This window comes from Pseudomonas sp. F2 (assembly GCF_057174385.1).
In genome coordinates this window covers 1,005,034-1,026,780 of record NZ_CM169904.1, presented here as the reverse complement: position 1 = coordinate 1,026,780, position 21,747 = coordinate 1,005,034, and the positions used below count along the sequence as shown (strand labels likewise).

18 protein-coding genes are annotated in these 21,747 nt (G+C 59.9%); 14 read left to right on the top strand and 4 right to left on the bottom strand.

All coding sequences use genetic code 11. From position 1 onward, the window contains the following. Nucleotides 1–19 precede the first annotated feature (19 nt). A complete protein-coding gene (locus tag AC193Q_RS04515) occupies nt 20–364 on the top strand; it encodes a hypothetical protein (RefSeq protein ID WP_047293921.1) in 345 nt (114 codons plus the stop codon). Nucleotides 365–581: 217 nt separating this feature from the next. Here AC193Q_RS04515 and AC193Q_RS04510 read toward each other — a convergent pair whose 3' ends face one another. Together AC193Q_RS04510 and AC193Q_RS04505 are read right to left on the bottom strand one after the other, a co-directional pair. Beyond that, nucleotides 582–1,022 carry a carboxymuconolactone decarboxylase family protein gene (locus tag AC193Q_RS04510; protein ID WP_041062432.1) on the bottom strand — a complete coding sequence of 147 codons (441 nt, stop codon included), beginning with the start codon at nt 1,020–1,022 and terminating at the stop codon, nt 582–584. Nucleotides 1,023–1,078: 56 nt separating this feature from the next. After that, nucleotides 1,079–1,348, bottom strand: a complete 270-nt coding sequence (locus AC193Q_RS04505) for a hypothetical protein (protein WP_483879204.1) — start codon at nt 1,346–1,348, stop codon at nt 1,079–1,081. Between AC193Q_RS04505 and pdxR the strand changes: the two genes are divergently transcribed. The 4 genes from pdxR to AC193Q_RS04485 all read left to right on the top strand — a co-directional run bounded on the left by pdxR (nt 1,337) and on the right by AC193Q_RS04485 (nt 4,732). Further along, a complete protein-coding gene (pdxR, locus tag AC193Q_RS04500) occupies nt 1,337–2,770 on the top strand; it encodes a MocR-like pyridoxine biosynthesis transcription factor PdxR (RefSeq protein WP_483879203.1) in 1,434 nt (477 codons plus the stop codon). The genes AC193Q_RS04505 and pdxR overlap by 12 nt on opposite strands. Before the next feature lie 123 nt (nt 2,771–2,893). After that, entirely contained in the window at nt 2,894–3,187 is a 294-nt protein-coding gene (locus AC193Q_RS04495; RefSeq protein WP_047293918.1) for a putative quinol monooxygenase, read from the top strand. 188 nt (nt 3,188–3,375) lie between these two features. Beyond that, complete coding sequence (locus tag AC193Q_RS04490) at nt 3,376–3,777, top strand: cupin domain-containing protein (protein WP_476284439.1); 402 nt, start codon at nt 3,376–3,378, stop codon at nt 3,775–3,777. A gap of 241 nt (nt 3,778–4,018) precedes the next feature. Beyond that, complete coding sequence (locus AC193Q_RS04485; protein ID WP_483879202.1) at nt 4,019–4,732, top strand: ATPase; 714 nt, start codon at nt 4,019–4,021, stop codon at nt 4,730–4,732. A 192-nt stretch (nt 4,733–4,924) separates the two neighbouring features. On the opposite strand, the gene AC193Q_RS04480 is transcribed toward AC193Q_RS04485, so the two are convergent. Further along, a complete protein-coding gene (locus tag AC193Q_RS04480) occupies nt 4,925–9,820 on the bottom strand; it encodes an NAD-glutamate dehydrogenase (RefSeq protein WP_483879201.1) in 4,896 nt (1,631 codons plus the stop codon). A 646-nt stretch (nt 9,821–10,466) separates the two neighbouring features. On the opposite strand from AC193Q_RS04480, the gene AC193Q_RS04475 reads away from it, so the two are divergent. Continuing rightward, complete coding sequence (locus AC193Q_RS04475; protein ID WP_483879200.1) at nt 10,467–11,663, top strand: colicin-like pore-forming protein; 1,197 nt, start codon at nt 10,467–10,469, stop codon at nt 11,661–11,663. A 117-nt stretch (nt 11,664–11,780) separates the two neighbouring features. Beyond that, on the top strand, nt 11,781–12,317 hold the full coding sequence (gene cui, locus AC193Q_RS04470) for a colicin immunity protein Cui (protein ID WP_483879199.1): 537 nt from the start codon (nt 11,781–11,783) through the stop codon (nt 12,315–12,317). A gap of 49 nt (nt 12,318–12,366) precedes the next feature. Here the strand turns inward: cui and AC193Q_RS04465 are convergent, their stop codons facing one another. Beyond that, the gene (locus tag AC193Q_RS04465; protein WP_483879198.1) at nt 12,367–13,761 is read right to left on the bottom strand and encodes a hypothetical protein; all 1,395 of its coding nucleotides are present in this window, start codon (nt 13,759–13,761) and stop codon (nt 12,367–12,369) included. 358 nt (nt 13,762–14,119) lie between these two features. Between AC193Q_RS04465 and AC193Q_RS04460 the strand changes: the two genes are divergently transcribed. From AC193Q_RS04460 to AC193Q_RS04430, 7 genes are all read left to right on the top strand, one after another. Further along, complete coding sequence (locus tag AC193Q_RS04460) at nt 14,120–14,473, top strand: hypothetical protein (protein ID WP_483879197.1); 354 nt, start codon at nt 14,120–14,122, stop codon at nt 14,471–14,473. Nucleotides 14,474–14,763: 290 nt separating this feature from the next. Next, nucleotides 14,764–15,723, top strand: coding sequence for an AAA family ATPase (locus AC193Q_RS04455; RefSeq protein ID WP_003218556.1), 960 nt, complete (start codon nt 14,764–14,766; stop codon nt 15,721–15,723). A gap of 5 nt (nt 15,724–15,728) precedes the next feature. Then, nucleotides 15,729–16,673: a DUF58 domain-containing protein gene (locus tag AC193Q_RS04450; protein ID WP_047293911.1), complete on the top strand. Its 945-nt coding sequence runs from the start codon at nt 15,729–15,731 to the stop codon at nt 16,671–16,673. Further along, on the top strand, nt 16,670–17,167 hold the full coding sequence (locus tag AC193Q_RS04445; protein WP_047293910.1) for a DUF4381 domain-containing protein: 498 nt from the start codon (nt 16,670–16,672) through the stop codon (nt 17,165–17,167). Before AC193Q_RS04450 ends, AC193Q_RS04445 begins: the two co-directional genes overlap by 4 nt. Next, entirely contained in the window at nt 17,160–18,239 is a 1,080-nt protein-coding gene (locus AC193Q_RS04440) for a vWA domain-containing protein (protein WP_483879196.1), read from the top strand. Before AC193Q_RS04445 ends, AC193Q_RS04440 begins: the two co-directional genes overlap by 8 nt. After that, nucleotides 18,236–19,972, top strand: coding sequence for a tetratricopeptide repeat protein (locus tag AC193Q_RS04435; RefSeq protein WP_483879195.1), 1,737 nt, complete (start codon nt 18,236–18,238; stop codon nt 19,970–19,972). Before AC193Q_RS04440 ends, AC193Q_RS04435 begins: the two co-directional genes overlap by 4 nt. After that, nucleotides 19,969–21,606 carry a BatD family protein gene (locus AC193Q_RS04430; RefSeq protein WP_483879194.1) on the top strand — a complete coding sequence of 546 codons (1,638 nt, stop codon included), beginning with the start codon at nt 19,969–19,971 and terminating at the stop codon, nt 21,604–21,606. Before AC193Q_RS04435 ends, AC193Q_RS04430 begins: the two co-directional genes overlap by 4 nt. The last annotated feature ends 141 nt before the right edge of the window (nt 21,607–21,747 follow it).

Here is a 21,747-nt window from a genome sequence, read left to right as displayed (position 1 = left end):
GGCCGGCCAGGAGGCTTGCATGAAATCACTGTGGAAAATCGCCCTCGGCGGGCTGCTGCTGAGCGCCTTCGCCAGTGCCCACGCTGAACAGCCGCTGGGCTGTGTGGAGGTAACGGTGGGCGGCTACAAGGCGCCGAATTACGATTGTCTGAGCCAGCAGATGGGCAACAATCCCGAGGGTGCTGCTGCTGCGCAGAAGAATCAGGAGGCAATGAACGCTCCCGTGAACAAACGGCCGCCAAATCAGGTTGGCCTCGCGACGCCGGCCGCAACAGGCACACGCATGGGCAACACCTTCGGCACCTCAGTCAAACCACAACGCCCAGCCGCGAATAACGGAACCTCCCCATTAACCAATAAATGAGTCAAACACCTGAGGCTAAGAAACTCACACACCTACAGGAAGGGGAAACACACCTGTGGCGAGGGGATTTATCCCCGATCGGCTGCGCAGCAGTCGTCAATCCCGCTGACTCGGTTTATCTGACGGACCCGCGTCGGATAGTGTTGGGCCTGCTACGCAGGCCATCGGGGATGAATCCCCTCACCACAAGGAACACCTCAATCACAGGGTGTGTACGTCAGTCGCTTGGGATTTGGCGGAAGCTCACCGCCAGGCGATTCCAGCTGTTGATGGTGGTGACGGCCATGGTCAGATCCACCAGTTCGGCTTCACTGAATTGCGCTTTGGCCAACTGGTAAACATCATCCGGCACATGACTTTCAGCCAACAACGTCACCGCCTCGGCCCAAGCCAGCGCGGCGCGCTCGCGCGGATTGAAAAAGCCGCTGTCGCGCCACACCGCAATCGCATACAAACGCCGCTCACTCTCCCCGGCGCGCCGCGCATCCACTGAATGCATGTCGGTGCAAAATGCGCAGCCGTTGAGCTGCGAAGCGCGGATCCTGATCAGTTGCAACAGCGGCGCCTCGATGCTCAGGTCGCGGGTCAGCGCTTCCATGGCGAGCATGGCTTTCATCGCCTTGGGTGAGGCGTTGTAGTAGTCCAGACGCGGGGACATGGGCAGGTCTCGGAATGCGGGATAGTGGATTTACGGTAAGCGCTGATGCGCCTGCGTTACAGCCCCAATTCCACGAAAAACCGCCACACCATTGCCCCCCGGCCAAACACAAATCCCCTGTAGGAGCTGCCGCAGGCTGCGATCTTTTGACTTTGATTTTTTTCAAACAAAAGCAAGATCAAAAGTTCGCAGCCTTCGGCAGCTCCTACACGGGTTGGGGCCAATTTGGAGTTTTTCGGGTAGGCAACTATTGTCGATCCGGCAACAGCGGTAATCTGGCCGACACCCCAATCGCCCCCCGGAGCCGCGTCGGTATGGAACTTCACGTCGTGATCAATGGCCGCAAGGACCTGGCCGGCCAGCTGTACAACCAGCTGCGCGGCGCCATCGAGTCCGGGCGTCTGGCCGCCGGCACCCAGTTGCCGCCGAGTCGCTTGCTGGCCGAGCAACTGGGGATCTCGCGCAAGACCATTTCCGACACCTACGCGCAGCTGACTTACGAAAACTTCCTTACCGGCGTCATCGGCAAAGGCACTTACGTCAACGCCCGTCCGGCGCAGGTTCAGCGCAAGCAAAGCCACACCGAACTGGCCAGCGCCGAACAGATCGAGCGCTGGCGCAACCTGCCGATGTTCCTGCAGCACCCGACGCTGGAAGGTTCGCTGCGTTACGATTTTATCGGCGGCGCCACCAGCAAGGGCCAGTTCCCGCATGACGACTGGCGCCGTTGCGTATCGCATGCGATGCGCCAGATGGCCGGCTCCAAAGGTTTCTACAGCGTCCCCGAAGGCTTGCCGGCACTGCGCAATGCGATTGCCCGGCACATCGCGTTTTCGCGCGGGATCAACGGTCGGGACGAGGACATCGTGGTGTGCAACGGGGCGCAGCAGGCGCTGGACCTGATCACCCGCGTGCTGATCAGCCCCGGCAGCCGAGTGGCGATGGAAGACCCGGGTTATCCGCCGGCCCGCCTGCTGTTCGGTAGCCACGGCGCCGCAGTCAGCGGAGTTCCGGTGGATGCCGAAGGCATTGTGGTCGAACAGATTCCCGAGGGTACGCGGCTGATTTACGTCACCCCGTCGCATCAGTTTCCGCTGGGCATGCCAATGAGCCAGGCGCGCCGCGAGGCGTTACTCGCCCGGGCGTATGAACTGGGCGCGATCATCATCGAGGACGACTATGACAGCGAATTCCGCTACGAAGGCCGGCCTACGGACTCTCTGTTCAGCCTCGACCAGCGCGGGATCGTTGCCTACGTCGGCACCTTCTCCAAGACCCTGCTGCCGGAGCTGCGCCTGGGTTACGCAATTCTGCCGCCGGCGATCCTCGAAGCGGTGATCCGCGCGAAAAAGCTCACGGACCAGCACGCTTCGACCTTGCCGCAATGGGCGCTGGCCAAGTTCATCGCCGAAGGTTGCCTGCTCAAGCACATCCGCCGCTGCCACGCGATTTACGCCCAGCGCCGCGAGCGGATTCTGGCGCGCATGGCCACGGATCTGTCGCCGTGGCTGGAGGCGATTCCGCCCAGCGCCGGGTTCCACATGGCGGTGCTGTGCAAGGTGCCGGTCGATCTGGCGCTGGTGATCGAGCTGGCGAGAAAGGTCGAGGTCGGGTTGTATCCCATCGACATTTTCTATTATCAACAGCCGGTGAGGAGCGGCCTGTATTTCGGCTTCGGCGCCATCGAAACCCTCGACATCGACACCGCTCTGGATCGCCTGCGCGACATTCTGCAACAAGTGGCGTGAATGATTGGTCTGCGCGATTAACCGCCGATTGGTTATTGGTGATCAACCGGTGCGGGCCTATTCTGCATGGGCGTTATCCCTCAATGAGCAGGATTCGTCCGGCCTGATTCAGGAGAGTGAGCAATGTCCAACGAAGTGATCAACACCGTCCAGGTGCGCGCTGCCGCCGGCCGTTCGGAAGAGCTCGGCCGGCAGTTGCAGAAGATCGTCGACACCCTGCGTCAGACACCGGGCTGCGACGCCTATATGGTCGACCGCTGCCCCGAGGACAACCAGCGCTGGATGGTGAGCGCACGCTGGCAGTCGGAAGCGGCGATGCAGGCGCACTTCAACCGGCCCGAGGCGCAGGGGTTTATTGACCTGATCGATAGCCGTCTGGCCAATAGTGTGGATTTCAATAGTTTCCCTATCGTTTAGAAGCAAGATCAAAAGATCGCAGCCTTCGGCAGCTCCTACACTATCCCTGTAGGAGCTGCCGAAGGCTGCGATCTTTTGCTTTTTGGCGGCAGCCGATTGGTCACCCGATCTTCCCGAATATTGGCCGTTTGCACGCCCCACCCCGCAGACTACTGTGGTCACCACCCCTCCCCAACTGGTGATCGAACATGAAAGCCCTGCACCTCTTCACCGCCGTTCTCGCCCTGTCCATGTCTGCCGCCACCCTGGCCCACGACCCATCCGAGAAAGTCACGGTCCTGCAAGACCAGATGCTGAAAAACGCCCCCGGCAAGAAAGCCATGATGATTGAAGTCGACTACAAACCCGGCCAGTCCTCGATCGCCCACAAGCACGACGGTACCGCCATGGCCTATGTGCTCGAAGGCGAAGTGATTTCCCAGGTCAAGGGCGAACAGCCGATCACCTACAAGAAAGGCCAATTCTGGTACGAACCGGCCGGTTCCGAACATCTGGTGTCGAAAAACGCCAGCAAAAGCAAACCGGCGAAGTTGCTGGTGTTCATGGTATTGGCGCCGGACGAACAAGTGCTGATCCCTTTGAAAAACTGATGGTTGTTGGCACAGCCATAAATAAAAAGGCGCAAAACCCTGTTTTGCGCCTTTTTATGTCCGGACGAAATTAACCGTTTTGCCTTAAAGCCAATAAAACTAATACATCGCCACAACACGGAAAATTGTCAGCTTATTTACAGGTTGGCGGGTTTAGTCTGAATCAACTGTCGTGCGCCCGTCACAAACAGCCGCGACAACTATGACGTTCCGACTGAAGTTGCTTCACGGGAGACTCACCATGAAACTTGCGTTTGCCAGTACCTTGGCGATATCGGTTTTAGCTTTGTCCGCCTGCTCAGTACCCACCGCGCCGAAAGCGGTTTCGTCCCTCGACACGCTGTTTACCCAACCGGTCGGCCGCAGCAGCGCCGCCCAAGTGCAAAGCGGTCCCGACGTGTCACTGGGCGTGGTCTACAGCCCGAGCACCCAGACCAACCGCGAATACCTGCGTGACTATCAGGCCAACGCCGGCACCGGTTTCGGCCAGAGCCTGCTGGTGCAGCCGATCCACGACGCCTACGTCAACACCTCGAAACCGGACATGGCCGTGGACTGGGTCAAGGCTTCGCTGCAACGCCAGTTCGGCTCCGTCACGGTGTACCCGGACATGCAGAGCCTGCGCGCGGCGCATCCCGACGTGGTGGCGATCATCGACACCCACAGCCAGTTGATCACCTCGCGCAGTTCCGACATCAAGGCTGATGTGAGTGCGGATTTTTATGATGCAAAGTTGAACTACATCGGTACAGCAAAAGGTTCTGAAGCGAAAGAACTGACGCCAGTTTGGGCCGACTTCAAAGGCTCGGAAGAAATCGTCGCGGATATTAATCAGCAACAGGATGTGCAAGTTCGGGCGTTGCAGAAGTTTGATCAGTCGTTGAGTAATTTATTGACCAAGGCGACAGATAAAGTGTCGATGCTTGATAACAAACAAACACCTGACTTGTATTGAAAGTAAGGCCCTCATCGCTGGCAAGCCAGCTCCCACAGGGATCTGCGGTGAACACAAATTCTGTGAACAATCGAGAAACCTGTGGGAGCTGGCTTGCCAGCGAATGAGGCCCGATTAATCAACACAAAATCCATCAGACATAAAAAAGCCCCGGCATCTCACGACACCGGGGCTTTTTCATTCAACCACTACTCAGGCCGGTTCAAGCTCGGCATTCGCAGCAGCCGCAGGCACCACCGCCTGACCGCTCAACGCGAGGTCCAGCAGCTCACGGTTGGCCACGGCGTACATGGCGTAATCAGTGCCGCTCGCAGCACGGATTTCCACCAGCATGGCGCGCCAGCGTTCGATCATGCCTTCGTGCTGTGCCATCCACAGCGCCAGACGTGCTTCCACGTCCTGGGTGCCGTCGCCCTGTTGCAGGACGGAGATGGTGATCGCACGTTGCTGCCAGTCCACATCATCACGGAACGCTTCACGGGCCAGAGCCTGCCAGTTGTTTTCAACCGGCAGCGCGCTGATCTGTTGCAGGTACCAGGTGATGTCCAGCGCACTGCCCACGGCGAAGTAGGCCTTGGCCACTTCGGCCGGATCCTGGCCAGTGACGTCGGACGCTTCGATGATCGGCAGCAGCGTGTACAGGTGCGAGGTACCCGCCACCATACGCGCCAGCAACTCCGGCACACCGGCCGCGACGTAAGCCTGATAACGCGCCTGCCAGTTTTCACGGATTTCGCCGCTCAGCAGTTCGTCGAGCTTCAGACCCAGCTCCTTGAGGTGCGGACCGAAGTGCGCGACGTCACGGGCAGCGTTCTGCTCGTTGCGACGGGCACGCAGGAACCAGCGGGTAGCGCGACGGCCCAGACGCATCAGCTCGTCCATCAGCTCCAGTTGCACGTCAGCGGAGACTTGGTAGTCCAGTGCTTCGATCTGACGGAACCAGTGCGGGAGGTGGAAGATGTCACGCACGATCACGTAGGCGCCGGCCACGTTCGCCGGGCTCATGCCGGTCGACTCTTTGAGTCGCTGCACGAAGGTGATGCCCATGTGGTTGACCAGATCGTTGGCAATCTGGGTGCTGACGATCTCGCGCTTCAGACGGTGACGACGCATGGCTTCGGAGAACTTGCTGACCAGGGTCGGCGGGAACGCCGTTTCCATGTCGCGAGTCAGGTAGTCGTCGTCCGGCACCAGCGAGTTCAGCAGCTGTTCCTTGAGGTCGATTTTGCTGTACGAGATCAGCACCGACAGCTCGGGACGGGTCAGACCATGGCCTGCCGCAACGCGCTCGTTGATCTGCTCTTCGGTCGGCAGGAACTCGATGGCACGGTCCAGCTTGCCACGGCCTTCCAGATCGCTCATCAGACGCTTGTACTCGGCAATGCGCTCGTAGGCACGACGCGCTGCCAGGGACAGGGCCTGGGTCTGCTTGTAGTTGTTGCCCAGCACCAGACCACCGACTTCGTCGGTCATGCTCGCCAGCAACTGGTTGCGTTGCTTGTCGGTCATGTCGCCGGCCTGAACCACTTCGTTCAGCAGGATCTTGATGTTCACTTCGTGGTCGGAGCAGTCCACGCCACCGGCGTTGTCGATGAAGTCGGTGTTGGAACCGCCGCCATTGAGACCGAACTCCACACGACCCAGTTGGGTCATGCCGAGGTTACCGCCCTCGCCCACGACTTTGCAGCGCAGCTCGTTGCCGTTGACGCGCAGTGCATCGTTGGCCTTGTCGCCGACGTCGGCATGGCTTTCGCTGCTGGCTTTCACGTAAGTACCGATACCGCCGTTCCACAGCAGATCCACCGGCGCCTTGAGCAAGGCGTTCAGCAGCTCGGTCGGGGTCAGCTTGTCGGCCTTGATGTCGAAGCGTTCTTTCATCTGCGGCGAGATGGCGATGCTCTTCGCGCTGCGCGAGAAGATGCCGCCACCTTCGGACATGATGCTGGTGTCGTAGTCGGTCCAGGCCGAACGCGGCAGGTCGAACATGCGCTGACGCTCGACGAAGCTGGTCGCCGGGTTCGGGTTCGGATCGATGAAGATGTGCATGTGGTTGAACGCGGCAACCAGTTGCAGCTTGTCGGACATCAACAGGCCGTTACCGAACACGTCACCGGCCATATCACCGACGCCGACCACCGTGATGCTGTCTTCCTGGACATTGATGCCACGCTCGCGGAAGTGGCGCTGTACGCCGACCCACGCGCCCTTGGCGGTGATGCCCATTTTCTTGTGGTCGTAACCGGCGGAACCACCGGAGGCGAACGCGTCACCCAGCCAGAAGCCGTAGTCGATGGCGATGCCGTTGGCGATGTCGGAGAAGGTCGCAGTGCCCTTGTCCGCAGCCACCACCAGGTACGGGTCATCGTCGTCATGCCGCACGACGTTGGCCGGCGGTACCAGCGCGCCGTCTTTCAGGTTGTCGGTGATGTCCAGCAGACCGGAAATGAAGATGCGGTAGCAGGCGATGCCTTCGGCCGCGATCTCGTCACGGCTGCCGCCCAGTGGCAGACGACGCGGCAGGAAGCCGCCCTTCGCACCCACCGGCACGATGACCGAGTTCTTCACTTGCTGGGCTTTTACCAGGCCGAGGACTTCGGTACGGAAGTCTTCTTCACGGTCGGACCAGCGCAGACCACCGCGCGCCACGTTGCCGAAGCGCAGGTGCACGCCTTCGACGCGTGGCGAATACACGAAGATTTCGAACTTCGGTACTGGCTTGGGCAGCTCAGGGATCGCGTGCGGGTTGAACTTGAAGCTGAAGTACGACTTGTTCTGGCCGTTGGCATCAGTCTGATAGAAGTTGGTGCGCAGGGTGGCTTTGATCAGGTCCAGGTAACGACGCAGGATGCGGTCTTCGTTGAGCACCTGAACATCGTCCAGTGCGGTCAGAATCGCCTGCTCCAGACGCTGTTGCTTGTCTTCCAGATCATCGCTGCCCAGCTTGCGCGCCAGGTAGAAACGGGTCTTGAACAACCGGGTCAGCTCGCGAGCGATGTCGGTGTGGTTGTTCAGGGTGCTGGCGATGTAACCCAGGTCGAAGCCCAAGCGGATCTGCTTCAGGTAACGGGCGTAAGCGCGCAGCAGCGCCACGTCGCGCCATGGCAGACCGGCGGTCAGCACCAGACGGTTGAACGCATCGTTCTCGGCATCGCCACGGACGATGTGGACGAACGCGTCCTGCAGGGTGTCGTTGAGTTGCTGGATGTCCAGTTCCAGACCTTCAGCGGCAGTGAACGCGAAGTCATGAATCCAGAACTCGCGGCCGTTGGTGTGACGCAGACGGTACGGGAACTCGCCCAGTACGCGCAGGCCGAGGTTTTCCAGAATCGGCAACACGTCGGACAGCGCCAGCGGGGTGTCGGCGTGGTACAGCTTGCAATGCAGCTCGCGCTGACCAGACACCTGGCCCAACGGCTGATAGAAGCTCATCACCAGCGGATTTTTTTCGTTCAGGCTCAGCAGGTGCTGCATGTCGACCACGGCCGAATGCGCCGCGAAACGCTCGCGGTAGCCGGCCGGGAAGCCTTTCGGGAAGTCCGCCAGCACGTTGGTGCCGTGGGCTTCGCCGAAGCTTTCGACGGTCAGGGCGGCGTAGTCGTCCTGCCAGCTGCGGCAGGCCTGCACAACTTCTTTTTCCAGCAGCAGCGGGTCGATGTCGATGCGGTTCTTCGGATCGACGCGCAGGATCAACTGCACGCGAGCCAGCACGGACTCGGAGAAGAAGGTCCAGAACTCGCAGTCGGTGGCCTTCAGGCGCTCCATCAGCACCTGCTGGATCTTCTGGCGCACTTCGGTGGAATAGATGTCGCGTGGCACGTAGGCCAGGCAGTAGCAGAAGCGACCGTACGGGTCTTTGCGCAGGAACACGCGGATCTTGTTGCGTTCCTGGATCTGCACGATCGACATCACGGTGCTGAACAGTTCGTCGACCGGGGTCTGGAACAGGTCATCACGCGGCAGCACTTCGAGCACCTGCGCCAGTTCCTTGCCCAGGTGAGCCTTGGACTGGAAGCCGGAACGGCGTTCGATTTCTTCGACCTTGCGGCGGATGAACGGGATGACCCGCACGCTCTCGCCATACACCGAGGAGGTGTACAGGCCCATGAAGCGGTGTTCCTTGATGACTTTACCGTCGGCGTCGATTTCACGGATCGACACGTAGTCCGGGTAGGCCGGACGGTGTACCCGGCTCGGGTGCGCAGCCTTGGCGAACGACAGCAGGGTCGGTTCGCGCAGGTAGTTCACCGCGTAGTCTTCGATGTGACGGTCTTCGTTGGTCAGACCGGTGCGCAGCAGTTTGGTCAGGCCAAGGAAGGAATTCTGGTCGTATTCGATATGGCCGCCATCGGCCTGATCGACAACGGTGAACTCTTCGTAGCCGAGGAAGGTGAAGTGGTTGCCCACCAGCCATTCCAGGAAGCTCTTGATTTCGCTCTTTTCGTCGGCGTCGACGGCGAATGCGCTGTGATCGAGCTTGGTGAGGATCTCCTGCACCTTGGCCTTCATCGGCTCGAAATCAGCGACCGCGACGCGCACTTCACCGAGCACCTGCTCCAGCTCTTTGCTCAGCACATTCAGTTCGGCCGCGTTGGCGCAGCGGTCGATTTCCAGGTACATCAGCGACTCGTGCAGCACGCCTTCGCCGGTACTGCCTTTTGGCAGGATTTCCAGCAGTTCGCCCTTGCTGCCACGACGCACGCTGAGCACGGTGGTCTGCAGGGTGTGGATGCTGTAGCCGCGACGGTTCAGCTCGGTGCGGACCGAGTCGACCAGGAACGGCAGGTCGTGGTGCAGCACTTCGACCGCGGTGTGGGTCGACTGCCAGCCATGACGCTCGTAATCAGGGTTGTAGACGCGCACTTGCGGTTGCGCGTGATCGAAGCGCTCAAGCAGGCGCCACGCGGAAAGAGTACAGCCAGCGAGGTCGGAGAGGCGACGTTGAGTCAGCTCGTCCAGGGAAATGATGCCGAAGAATTGTTCAGCGAACAGCGCCACTTGTGGCAGTGCCTGTTCACTGATGTGCTGCGCCAGTGCCGCTTGCAGTTGGTGCTGGAAGTCGGCTTTGCTGGCTGCGGTGAAGAACGCCATCTGTGGTACTCCGCTTAAGCTTGTTATTGATGGAAAGCGTCGCGTGCAACACCCCTTGCGGGGCTTGTGTCGCCCTGTTCCTGAATCTCGGGCAGAGGAAACAGGGGGACAGGTGGGTGAAGCTGGACGAGACACTCAGGTCACATTCACCTTCCATTGAATGGGCATCTGCAAAAACGACTGTCGAGGCCGCCGACAATGTCTTTACGGGTGCTCATCCGTTGCGCAGCTTAATGGGTGCGACAATGTGTCTGCTTGCGGTGCTGCGACATATTCGGTCATTGGCACGTAAACCACGGCTGGGGCATGGCACAACACTAGCAGTGGATGGGCAAACTGGTCGGATTAAAACCCTATTTTCCACACATTCGTATCGAAAATGACTGCCTGAACAACGAACGTTCCCGCGCGTTCGGCCCTGCGCCTCCCTGCTTTCAGCCCCCCTCCAAAAAATGGCAACGATTTAGAGAAAAAACAAGTAGTTACAAGGCTTTTCCACCTTCTTACAAACAGCAAAGAAAAAGCCCACAGAAACTTCAGAACATATTCTTACAACCTGAATTGTTTGAATTTCAACGCAATGCTATCAATGTAAAAACATTCTCCGCCCGAAGGATCGGGCATTAAATGCACAAGGAACTTGCACATGTCACAACTGGAACTTCCCGGGATAATCACCTATGCCGATGGCACGTGGGAAATAATCAATTTAAACCCAAACACGATAAGAGGCGACATCCGCAGGAACTATCCCTTGGGAAATCCGATGCATGGGTTCACCCTTGCACTACAAAATGACTACAACACACGCAAGCAAAATCTTGAAGCCAACCTTCAATCCGAACTGAACATCAAAGAAAGCAGCTATCCGCCTCTGACGGCCATTACGCCGGACTCATGGTTATCCCGGGCAACAAACATCGTCAACGAACTGTTATTTCAGAAAAACGCCGAACTCCAACAACAATTGAAAACTGTAAAGACTGCAAAACTTTATGCAAAGCTGGAAGCAACTTACAACGCCATGATCCTCACCGATCAGATTGCAAGCCTGCAATCCCGGCAAACACAGTTATACGCCGAAACAAACCGCCGACAAGCCGAGGCCCTGGCCTTGCAACAGGCTGCCGAAGCCGCGCGCCGGATAGAAGAAGCACGCAGGCAAGCGCAGGAGCAGGCGCGCCTCGCAGCCCTTGCCGAAGCCCAACGAATCGCCGAGGAAAACGCGAGGCTCGCGGCAGCAGAGGAAGCCAGGCAGATCGACGAGCACAAGCGCGCCGTGGCGTTCGTTGCCGACGCCAATAAATACATTCTGGAGAAATACGGCGCGAACCTGCATCAGGTCGTGATGGATCTTCAAAAGGACATTTCAGGCAAGAAGATCCGAAGCTACACCGAAGCCATGCAGACCTTCGAAAAAGTGCGCACCAACCCGAATGCAAGGCTCAGCCCGCAGGATACCCGTGCGGTTGTCGACACACTGAACGCTCTGGACAAGGCGACCTACACGGACAGTGTCAATCGGCTCGCCAAAGGATTTGGCGTAACCGGAAAAATTGTGCAGGTGCACTCGGTGATCGGGAAAACTGCGATTGGTTTCCAGGAAGGCAATTGGAAACCGTTGATGCTGGAGCTTGAGAGTATTGCGGCTGGTATGGGGGCAGGCGCACTACTGGCAGTGACCGCCGCCTACTTTTTCCCGGCACTGGTTACTACCGTACCCGGTATCGTGGTAGTCGGCTTATTGATTGCCTTGGCAGCAGCCTTTTTGAGCGCTGATAACGTGGAAAAAATAAATACACTGATCCTTGATCAGTTCAATAGCGCTTCCTCAAAAGGATAGCAAACATCTGTAACGGGCCAGCCTTCCGGCTGGCTCTGTTAAACAGACAACACCGCCAGCCTACTGGAGAACACCAAGATGAATTAAAACCCGCCTGAACTGACTGTACCTCCATTATTGATTTCCCTTTTCTGCGCGCCGATCTTTTTTATAAACCTTCTTCTTCCCGCACTCCCGCAAAGCAGCCTGGATTTTGCCATCAACGACTTCCTGGACAACCAGCTTTTCGGCTTGAGCGGATTCTGGTCTTCCTTATTCCCCCTCAGCTCCAAAGCAACTGCAAACTATGTAGCGGTTGTCGGGCCAATATTTGCACCAATTCTATTCTACAAAATTTACAAAACAATGAAGATTGACCCGACCCAGTACAAAAACAGGATTTTAACTCGACTCATCACCGGAATATTCCTTACAGCCTTTATGATTATATTTTTTATATTAGCTTTTTATTTAACCGAAACAGATCTTGGAAAAGGCACCGGAAAATATGGAAACCTGTTTGGACAAAACATATTGTTTTACTCGATATTCTCTTCAGGCATGTTGATACTTTTCTTTGTCATCCCATTTCTGATCCATCGAATCTTTTTTTACTTTCCGTACTTGCTGATCAAGAACTGGAAGGAAAAAAGGGAACGCCGCCACTCTTATTGAGCGCTACGCCTTCCCTTTTTCCTGAGCTGTTTACAGCCCCCCATCAACATCAGTCGGGCAGCTCCTCGAACGCTTTGAATTTGCTCACCGTGGCACAGTCGTAACACATGGTTTTCAGGACCAGTTTATCCATGCTGGCATCGATATTGCTGGAGTCACACTCTCGGCAGAACAGCCTCAAATGACCGAGCAGGTCGCTGTCAAAAGCTGTAGCGGAAAAGAACTGCGGCACCAGTTCATCGCGCCAATACATTCCCGGCGACTTGGAAAAGCCGGCTCCGCTGTCCTTGAGCACTACGTCGTACAACAGCCGATGCAGCGCCGATTGCGGTACCCGCGAATCGCGGTGTGCGTTTTTGCGCCAGTTCCGAGTCAGGGCATCCTGAGCGGTCCCGAGCATGTTGCGCGGGATGGTGTTGGACGCATGATTGCGACCTTTGGAATTGCCGGTGGCGTAGAAATGCGCAGCGTTTTTTACTGCCAGACGGGCAAAGTAATAGAGCTGGCTTACAGAAAAATCCTGCAGGAGTTGCCCCACAACTGTTTCAGCACGCGCCTCGGCCGTGAACGAAAAACTGACTTCATTGGCCAGTACGCGGATGTATTGAAGCGATTCTTCTCGGGCCAAATCGAAGATCAGCCCGTAGAGTTCGCTCTTCCAGGCGACCTGAATGTCGCCGGACAATTCCTGATAGAGCGCCAGGTAAAGGCTTTCCCGATTACAGCGCGCAACCCCGCCGAGTGCCACATTGGGCTGCCAGCGCACTGCAGAATAGTCACTGATACTGCAACCCTCAGTGCGATCAAAGGCCCTGATATCAGAGCTCGTCGCGACCGTTACCACGCCGGCCTCGTGCAGACTCTTCAATCTTTCCTCACTTGCCTCGACGCTCGGTGCCAGACGTTCGCTTCGGGAAGACGCGTTCAACGGAGCGATCCATTCGGGATGGCTGACGTTGCCATCGTCCAGCAAGGCCAACAATGTCAGTTTCTGCACAAACCCAAGGGCCCCATATGGCACCGCGAGCCTCGGTATGCCGAAGTGCGATTCAAGTTCCCGTCGGTCACGCTCGGCCTGCGCCGCCAAGTGTTGCTGATGAACCTGCCAGCACGCCTGGCAAGTACAGGCCATGCGCCGGCCATGGCGGGCGAATTCAGAGTATCGGTGCTCGCACCGTACGCACTTGTAAGGATGCCGCTGCGAGACCGAAGTGCCCCGGGCGTGCCGACGTACCCACATGGGTAAATCACAATAAGGGCATTTCAGGTCTTGACTGACAATCGGCGGCAACACCTTGAGCAAGCTGCGAACAGTGACAGGGATCTGATACTCGACCAGGAGCGCGGCGCTTTTTTCGCCGTCCAGATACCGTTGATAAATCTGCTCGACCTGAGCGTCAGAAAGGTGAGCGATTTCCTCTGCGCGTTCGAAATACGGATGCATTGAAAGAGGTCCTTTTTTTCAGTTTGTATTGACGCACTCCTTTGCGTTTGAACGGCAAAATAATGACAATCGTGTCGATAAAACAAGCGAAAAAGCGGAAAACAGCTACCGAATTCAAACAGGTAACGCCTCCTGCGGCGTCCTCGGAAATTTCAGCCCACTGTCCAGGATTCAACTGTCGGATTTCCCCTTCTTCATTGATTTCGACAAGTTTTATGCGAACCACTATTGCGAATATCAATAAGACAGAATCGAGCCCCAACAGCCTTTGTCTACACAAGAGAGCAGCGCGAATGTGCGAAGGCTGGCAAAATCGCGCTTTCGATTGCACACAGCGCCCGTTGGCCAGGAACTCCCCATGCAAATGACCACCGCCCTACTGATCGTCAACCCATGCGACGACGAAGAAGACAACATGGCCATGCTCTGCTGCCATAGCGACAAGGGCGAGATGTTTCTGATGAGCCGCTATCCGGACGAGGACGAGCTGGAGATCACCCTGGATGGCGAGCCTTCGACCCTCGACGGGGTGAAAGTCACCCTGGGCAAGACGCTGCTGAAGATCGAGATCGCGTCGGCGGATGCCGATGCGCTGAATGGCGATGATGTGCTGGAGATCACTTTCAATCCGGCCATGGTGGATCTGGATGAGGTTGAGCAAACCCTGAAGAATATTCTGGATGGCACCGGGACCTATATCAGCCAGATTTAAGGGTGCCTGAGCCGGCCTCTTCGCCGGCAAGCCAGCTCCCACAGAGAGCGATGTGTTGCATAAATCGCATTCGCACCGCTGATACCTGTGGGAGCTGGCTTGCCAGCGATGGGGCCAGAACTGCCACCTCACCACTCCCCTGCTACAAAATTCCAACAAATCCCCCGGTCATTTCCCGCACTTTGCGCAAAATGCCGTTAGTCGCCACCCCCCTCGATGGATTAAAGTAACGCCCCCAGCCCCGGCGTTATCCGAACGCCTGCGGCCACCCTTTCCAGGAACAGTCACCGATGGAACATCGTGAAGCGCTGCTGGCGCTGCGAACCTTTCTTTCAACGCAGATTCTCGGCCAGGAAAAACTCATCGAGCGTTTGCTCATCGCCCTGCTCGCCGACGGCCACATGCTGGTCGAGGGCGCTCCGGGTCTGGCCAAGACCAAAGCGATCAAAGAACTCGCCGAGGGCATCGAAGCCCAGTTCCATCGCATCCAGTTCACTCCCGATCTGCTGCCGGCCGACATCACCGGCACCGAGATATATCGCCCGGAAACCGGCAGTTTCGTGTTCCAGCAAGGGCCGATCTTCCACAACCTGGTATTGGCGGACGAAATCAACCGGGCCCCGGCCAAGGTGCAATCGGCGCTGCTCGAAGCCATGGCCGAGCGTCAGGTCAGCGTCGGGCGCAGCACTTACGAGCTGTCGCCACTGTTTCTGGTGATGGCCACGCAAAACCCGATCGAGCAGGAAGGCACCTACCCGCTGCCGGAAGCCCAGCTCGACCGCTTCCTGATGCACGTCAAGATCGGTTTCCCGGACGCCGCCGTCGAACGCCGGATCCTGCAGCAGGCCCGTGGTGAAGCGCTCAATGGCGAAACCAAGCCTGAACGCCGGGTCAGCCAACAAGCGATCTTCGCTGCGCGCAAGGAAATCCTCGGTCTGTACATGGCCGACGCCGTGGAGGAATACCTGGTGCAACTGGTCATGGCCACGCGCACCCCGGCCAAGTTCGACCCGGAAATGGCCGAGTGGATCGCCTACGGCGCCAGCCCGCGCGGCTCTATTGCCCTCGACCGTTGCGCCCGGGCTCACGCCTGGCTGGCGGGTCGCGATTTCGTCAGCCCGGAAGACATTCAGGCGGTGCTGTTCGACGTGTTGCGTCACCGCATCATTCTGTCGTTTGAAGCCGAAGCCGCCGGCATCGATCAGGATCGGGTGGTGCAGCGGATTCTCGACGTCGTAGCCGTCGCTTGACCCCCATGAACGCCCCCCTGCCGTCCGAACCGGGCATCCGCATCAGCCTCACCGACCTGATCGAGATGCGTCACCGTGTGCGTGAAGTGCAGTTGTTTTCCACGCCGAGTCAGCGCAGCCCGCTGATCGGCCTGCATCACTCGAAATTCCGTGGTCGCGGGGTCGACTTCGATCAGGTGCGGGTCTATCAGGCCGGCGACGACGTGCGCACCATCGACTGGCGCGTGACCGCGCGCACCCAGGAGCCGCACACCAAGCTGTTCCACGAAGAGCGCGAACGACCGATTTTCATCATGGTCGAGCAAAGCACGCGGCTGTTTTTCGGCTCCGGGCTGATGTTCAAGTCAGTGCTGGCGGCGCAAGCGGCGGCGCTGATCGGCTGGGCGGCGCTGGGCCACAATGATCGAGTCGGCGGACTGGTGTTCGGCGACAACGAGCATTACGAAATCAAACCGCGCCGCAGCAAGCAGAGCCTGCTGCAACTGCTCAATCGCCTGGTCAAGGTCAATCAGTCGCTGCACAGCGAACGCGAGCCGGACCGCGACGCCCTCGGCGTGGCGCTGCGCCGGGCGCGCGAAGTGTTGCGCCCGGGCAGTCTGGTGATCGTCATCTGTGACGAGCGCGCGCTGACCGACAGCGCCGAGCAGCAACTGAGCCTGCTGGCGCGCCATTGCGACCTGCTGATGCTGCCGCTGTCCGATCCACTGGACCACGCCCTGCCCGCCGCCGGGCTGCTCAGATTCGCGGAAAGGGGCGCGCAACTGGAACTCGACACCCTCAATTTCGAGCTGCGTCAAACCTATCGCGCCCAGGCCGAGGCCCGTATCGCCCGCTGGGAATTGCTCGCGCAAAAACTGCGGGTGCTGCTGATGCCGTTGAGCACGCAAAGCGAAATGGTCGAGCAGATGCGCGAGTTCCTCAATCCGCAGCGCCCGGGGAGCAGTCGATGAACGGCCTCGAGCAACTGCAACCGCTGATTTCGCCACCGCCGATCGACTTTTGGCCGCCAGCGCCGGGCTGGTGGCTGCTGCTGTTATTGCTGCCGCTGCTCGGGTTCGCGGCGTGGCGTTTGCGCCGGTTCATTCCGGTCAAGAAACGCCCGATCGTACGCGCCGAACAGCCGCTCGATCCGGTGCGCATCGCCGCGCTGGCCGAACTGGCACAAATGCCCAAACCCTACGACGGCGCACCGGCCGGGGCCTGGCTGCAGCAGCTCAACGGCCTGCTCAAACGCCTGTGCCGCAACCACTACCCTTACAGCCAGAGCCACACCCTCAATGGCCGCAAATGGCTGGCGTTCCTCGACAACCGCTGCCCGGCGGCCGGTCTGACGCGCTGGATGGTGCTGGTCGAAGGCGCCTACAAACCGGAATGCAAACTCGACGACAAAGCCATCGCCGGCCTGACCCAAGCCGTCGACACCTGGATTCGCAAGCATGTTTGAGTTCGCCTGGCCGTGGATCTTCGTGCTGCTGCCGCTGCCGTGGCTGATGCGTCTGGTGTTGCCGGTGGCCGACAGCGGCGAGCCGGCGTTGCGCGTCAGTTTTCTCTCGGACCTCGAAGGCCTCGCCCGTCGCCGGGCCCGCGCCAACCTGCCGGCGTGGCGCCAGCAGGCGCCGTTTCTGTTGCTGTGGCTATTATTGCTGAGCGCCGCCGCCCGCCCGCAATGGCTCGGCGAACCATTGCCGATTGCCGCCAGCGGCCGTGATCTGCTGGTGGCGGTGGACGTGTCCGGTTCGATGGATTTTCCCGACATGCAGTGGCAGGACGAAGACGTCAGTCGCTTGTCGCTGGTTCAGCATCTGCTCGGGGATTTCCTCGAAAGCCGCGATGGCGACCGCGTCGGTCTGATCCTGTTCGGCAGTCAGGCGTATCTGCAGGCACCGCTGACGTTTGACCGCCACACCGTGCGCGTGTGGCTTGATGAAGCCCGCATCGGCATTGCCGGCAAGAACACCGCCATCGGCGACGCAATCGGTCTGGCGCTCAAGCGTCTGCGCCTGCGTCCGGCGCAAAGCCGAGTGTTGATTCTGGTCACCGACGGCGCCAACAACGGTGGCGAAATCGATCCGCTGACCGCCGCAAAACTGGCGGCCAGCGAAGGGGTAAAAATCTATCCGATCGGCATTGGTGCCGACCCGCAAGACAGTGGCAGCACCGGTCTGCTCGGGGTCAATCCGAGCCTGGACCTCGACGAGCCGGCGCTCAAGGCGATTGCCGCAGCCACCGGCGGCCAATACTTCCGCGCCCGCGACGGCAAAGAGCTGCAAGCGATCCGGGACACCCTCGATCAACTTGAACCGGTGACCCAGCAACCGACCCAGGCGCGCCCGGCGCAAGCCTTGTATCAGTGGCCGCTGGCCTTTGCCCTGCTGCTGAGTCTGTTGCTGGTCGCCCGCGAATTGTGGCCGGACAACCCCCTGCAACGCCTGTTTACCAAGGAGCTGTATCTGCAAAGTCCGTTGCCTGACTGGCGTGAGCGTCTCAAGCGCCTGCGTTTGCGGAGGCGCCGATGATCGCGCTCTGGCCGCACTGGTTCCGCCCCTGGTGGCTGCTGCTCCTGCCGCTGCTCGGCTGGCTGATCTGGCAACTCTGGCACCGGCAGAAACGCGCCGGACGCTGGCAGATGATTCTGCCGCCGGCGTTCCACTCGACGCTGCTCAGCGGCGGCAATGGCCGCGCCAGCAAGCTGCCGTGGGTCGCCCTCGGCGTGGCGTGGCTGCTGACCCTCGTTGCCCTGCTCGGCCCCAGTTGGGAACGCGTCGAACAGACCAGCCAGAAACCCGCCGACCCGCTGGTCGTCGTTCTGGAACTGACCCCGGAAATGCTCGCCACCGACTCACCGCCAACGCGACTGGAACAGGCCCGGCGCAAGCTGTTCGACCTGTTGCAGGCGCGCAGCGATGCGCAGACCGCGATCGTCGTCTACGCCGGCAGCGCGCACACGCTGGTGCCGCTGTCGGATGACCTGGCGACCAGTCGCAATCTGCTGGACGCGCTCAAACCGTCGCTGATGCCGGAAAGCGGCCATCGCGCTGATCTCGGCATAAGCAAGGCACTGGCCTTGCTCAAGCAAGGCGCACTCGGTCAGGGGCGAATTCTGCTGATCGGCTCCTCGCTGACCGAGGAAGAACGCCAAGGTATTCGTCGAGCCCTCGGCGAGCAGTCAGCACAACTATTGATGCTCGGCATCGGCACAGCTGAAGGCGCGCCCATCGCTCAGGAGGACGGCAGTTTCCTCAAGGATGAACAAGGCGCGATTCGCGTGCCGCAGCTCGACAGCCCGGGCCTCGGCGCGTTCCTCGCCAGCGTCGGCGGTGAATACCACAGCGCGCGTCTGGACGAATCCGACTTGCGCGCCCTCGGCCTGCTCGATGGCCCGCGCAGCCTGCGCAACGATGGTCAGACTGTGCGTCTGGACACCTGGGCCGATCAGGGTTACTGGCTGTTGTTGCCGCTGTTGCTGCTCGCCGCGTGTGCTGGACGGCGTGGCTGGTTATTCTGCCTGCCGCTGCTGCTGTGCTTGCCGCAGCCGAGCTACGCTTTCGACTTCGAAGACCTGTGGCTGCGTCCTGACCAACAGGGTTTGCACTTGCTCAAGCAGAAGCGCCCGGCCGAGGCCGCCGAACACTTTGAAGATCACCAGTGGCAAGGGCTGGCGTTGTATGAAGCCGGCGATTACAGTGGCGCCGCTCAGCGTTTCGCCGAAGGCAGCGACGCCCGCGCCCACTACAATCGAGGCAACGCGCTGGCGAAAAGTGGCGAGCTGGAAGCGGCGATTGATGCCTACGAGCAAGCGCTGGAACTGCAACCGGATTTGCGCCCGGCGCTGACCAACAAGGCCCTGGTGGAAAACCTGCTCAAGCAGAAGAACACCCCGCCGCCGGCCGAACCACAGCCGCAACCGGCACAGCCGAGCGTGCCCGGCGATGAACCACCGCCAGCGACCGCGCCGCCACCGACGGTCAAAAACGAGACCCCGAGCGAGGCCCAACCCGGCGAGTCGGCCAGCGAGCCGCCGCCGACCACCCCGCCGCAACCGGGCCCCAACGAGGTGCCGGGCATCGACGAGACGGAAGAAACAGACACCGTGCCGACGCTGCGCCCGAGCGAGGACAACCTCGAAGGCGAGCAACGTCAGGCGCTGGAACAATGGCTGGGCAAGATCCCGGACGACCCGGGCGAACTGCTGCGACGCAAATTCTGGTACGAACAGCAACAACATCAGGATCAGGAAAAAACTCGATGACCCGCTTCAGCGCCCTCTTGCTGCCCCTGCTGCTCTGCACGGCCATCGCTCAGGCGGCCGAGTTGACGGCCAGCGTGGATCGCAGTCGCCTGAACTCCGGCGAGACGGTCGAGCTCACCCTCGAAACCAGCGATGTCACCCAGTTCGGCAAACCCGACCTGACCCCGCTGGAACCGTTGTTCGAGGTGCGCGGCACGCGTCAGGTCAACCAGTTGAACACGCTTAATGGCGACAACCGTGCCACCACGCGCTGGATCATTACCCTGCTGCCGAAAGAGAACGGCAGCGTGGTCATTCCGCCGCTGCAACTGGGTGACGTGCAGAGCCAGCCGATCACCGTGCAAGTGGTCGAGAGCGATACTCGCGCAGAAAAAAACAACCCGAACCCGGTGTTCATCGAGGTCAGCCTCGATCAGTCCAGCGTTTACGTGCAAGCCCAGGCGATCCTGACCCTGCGCATCTACCATTCAGTGTCGCTGTACGACGACAGCAGCCTGACGCCGCTGCAAATCGCCGATGCGCGGATCGAACAACTGGGCGACATGCGTACCTATGAGAAAGACATCAACGGCGTGCGCCATGGCGTGATCGAGATGCGCTATGCGATCTACCCGCAGCACAGTGGTTTGCTGCTCATCGCTCCGCAAACGTTCAGCGCCACGCTGGTCGACACCCAGCCCAGCCAGGACGCCACCGCGCAAGGCCCGAAACCAGGCAAATTGCTGCGGGTCAATTCCGCCGAGATCGCCCTGACGGTCAAACCGAAACCGCTGACCTATCCGGCCGATGCGCCGTGGCTGCCCGCTCGCAGCCTGAGCCTGAGCGAAAGCTGGAACCCCGAGCCTGAGCACATTCAGGTCGGTGACTCGCTGACCCGCAGCCTGACCCTGAAAGTCGAAGGCCTGGCCAGCTCGCAGCTGCCGGCCCTGCCCGGCACCGAAGCCAACGGCCTGCGCCGTTACCCGGATCAACCGGTGCTGAGCAACCAGAGCGGCGAGCGCGGCCTGATCGGCAGCCGTGAAGAACGCGAAGCGCTGGTACCCAGCCGCAGCGGCAGCATCGAGCTGCCCACCGTCGATGTGGTCTGGTGGAACACCTTCGAAGATCATCTGGAACACACCAGCCTGCCCGCGCGCACCCTGCAGGTGGCGAACAACCCGAGCCTGCAAGTCGACACCCCGGCCGGCACCCTGCAAGCCAACGCCGTCGACAACGACGTGTTGTGGTGGTGGAAGCTCAGCACCCTGATCCTCGCCTGCACCACCCTGCTCGGCTTCGGCCTGTGGTGGCGTGCGCGCTGGCAACCGGCGGTGCATCGCGCCGCCCAGACCGGCCCGAGCCCGCGCACCTTGCTGGATGACATCAAACGGGCGTGCCAGGCGAATGATCCGCAAGCGACCCGCCAGGCACTCGATGCCTGGGCGCGGCAGCAGCCGGAGACCCTGGCGGACATGGCGGCGCGGTTTGTGCCGTTGTCGGATGCGCTGGATGGGCTGAATGGTGCGCTGTACAGCGAGACGGGGCAGCATTGGCAAGGCGAAGATCTGTGGCGGGCAATCCGCACTATTCCGGCGGCGGAGCGGGTGCAGGACCCGGTGGGTGACAGCGGATTGCCGCCGCTTTATCCGAAGTAACCCTCCCCAAGAGGGTAGTGAAACCCTGTGGCGAGGGGATTTATCCCCGATGGGCTGCAAAGCAGCCCCGAACTCTACAAATCAAGTCTGCCTGACACACCACATAGCCTGATTTTACGACTGCTTCGCAGTCGATCGGGG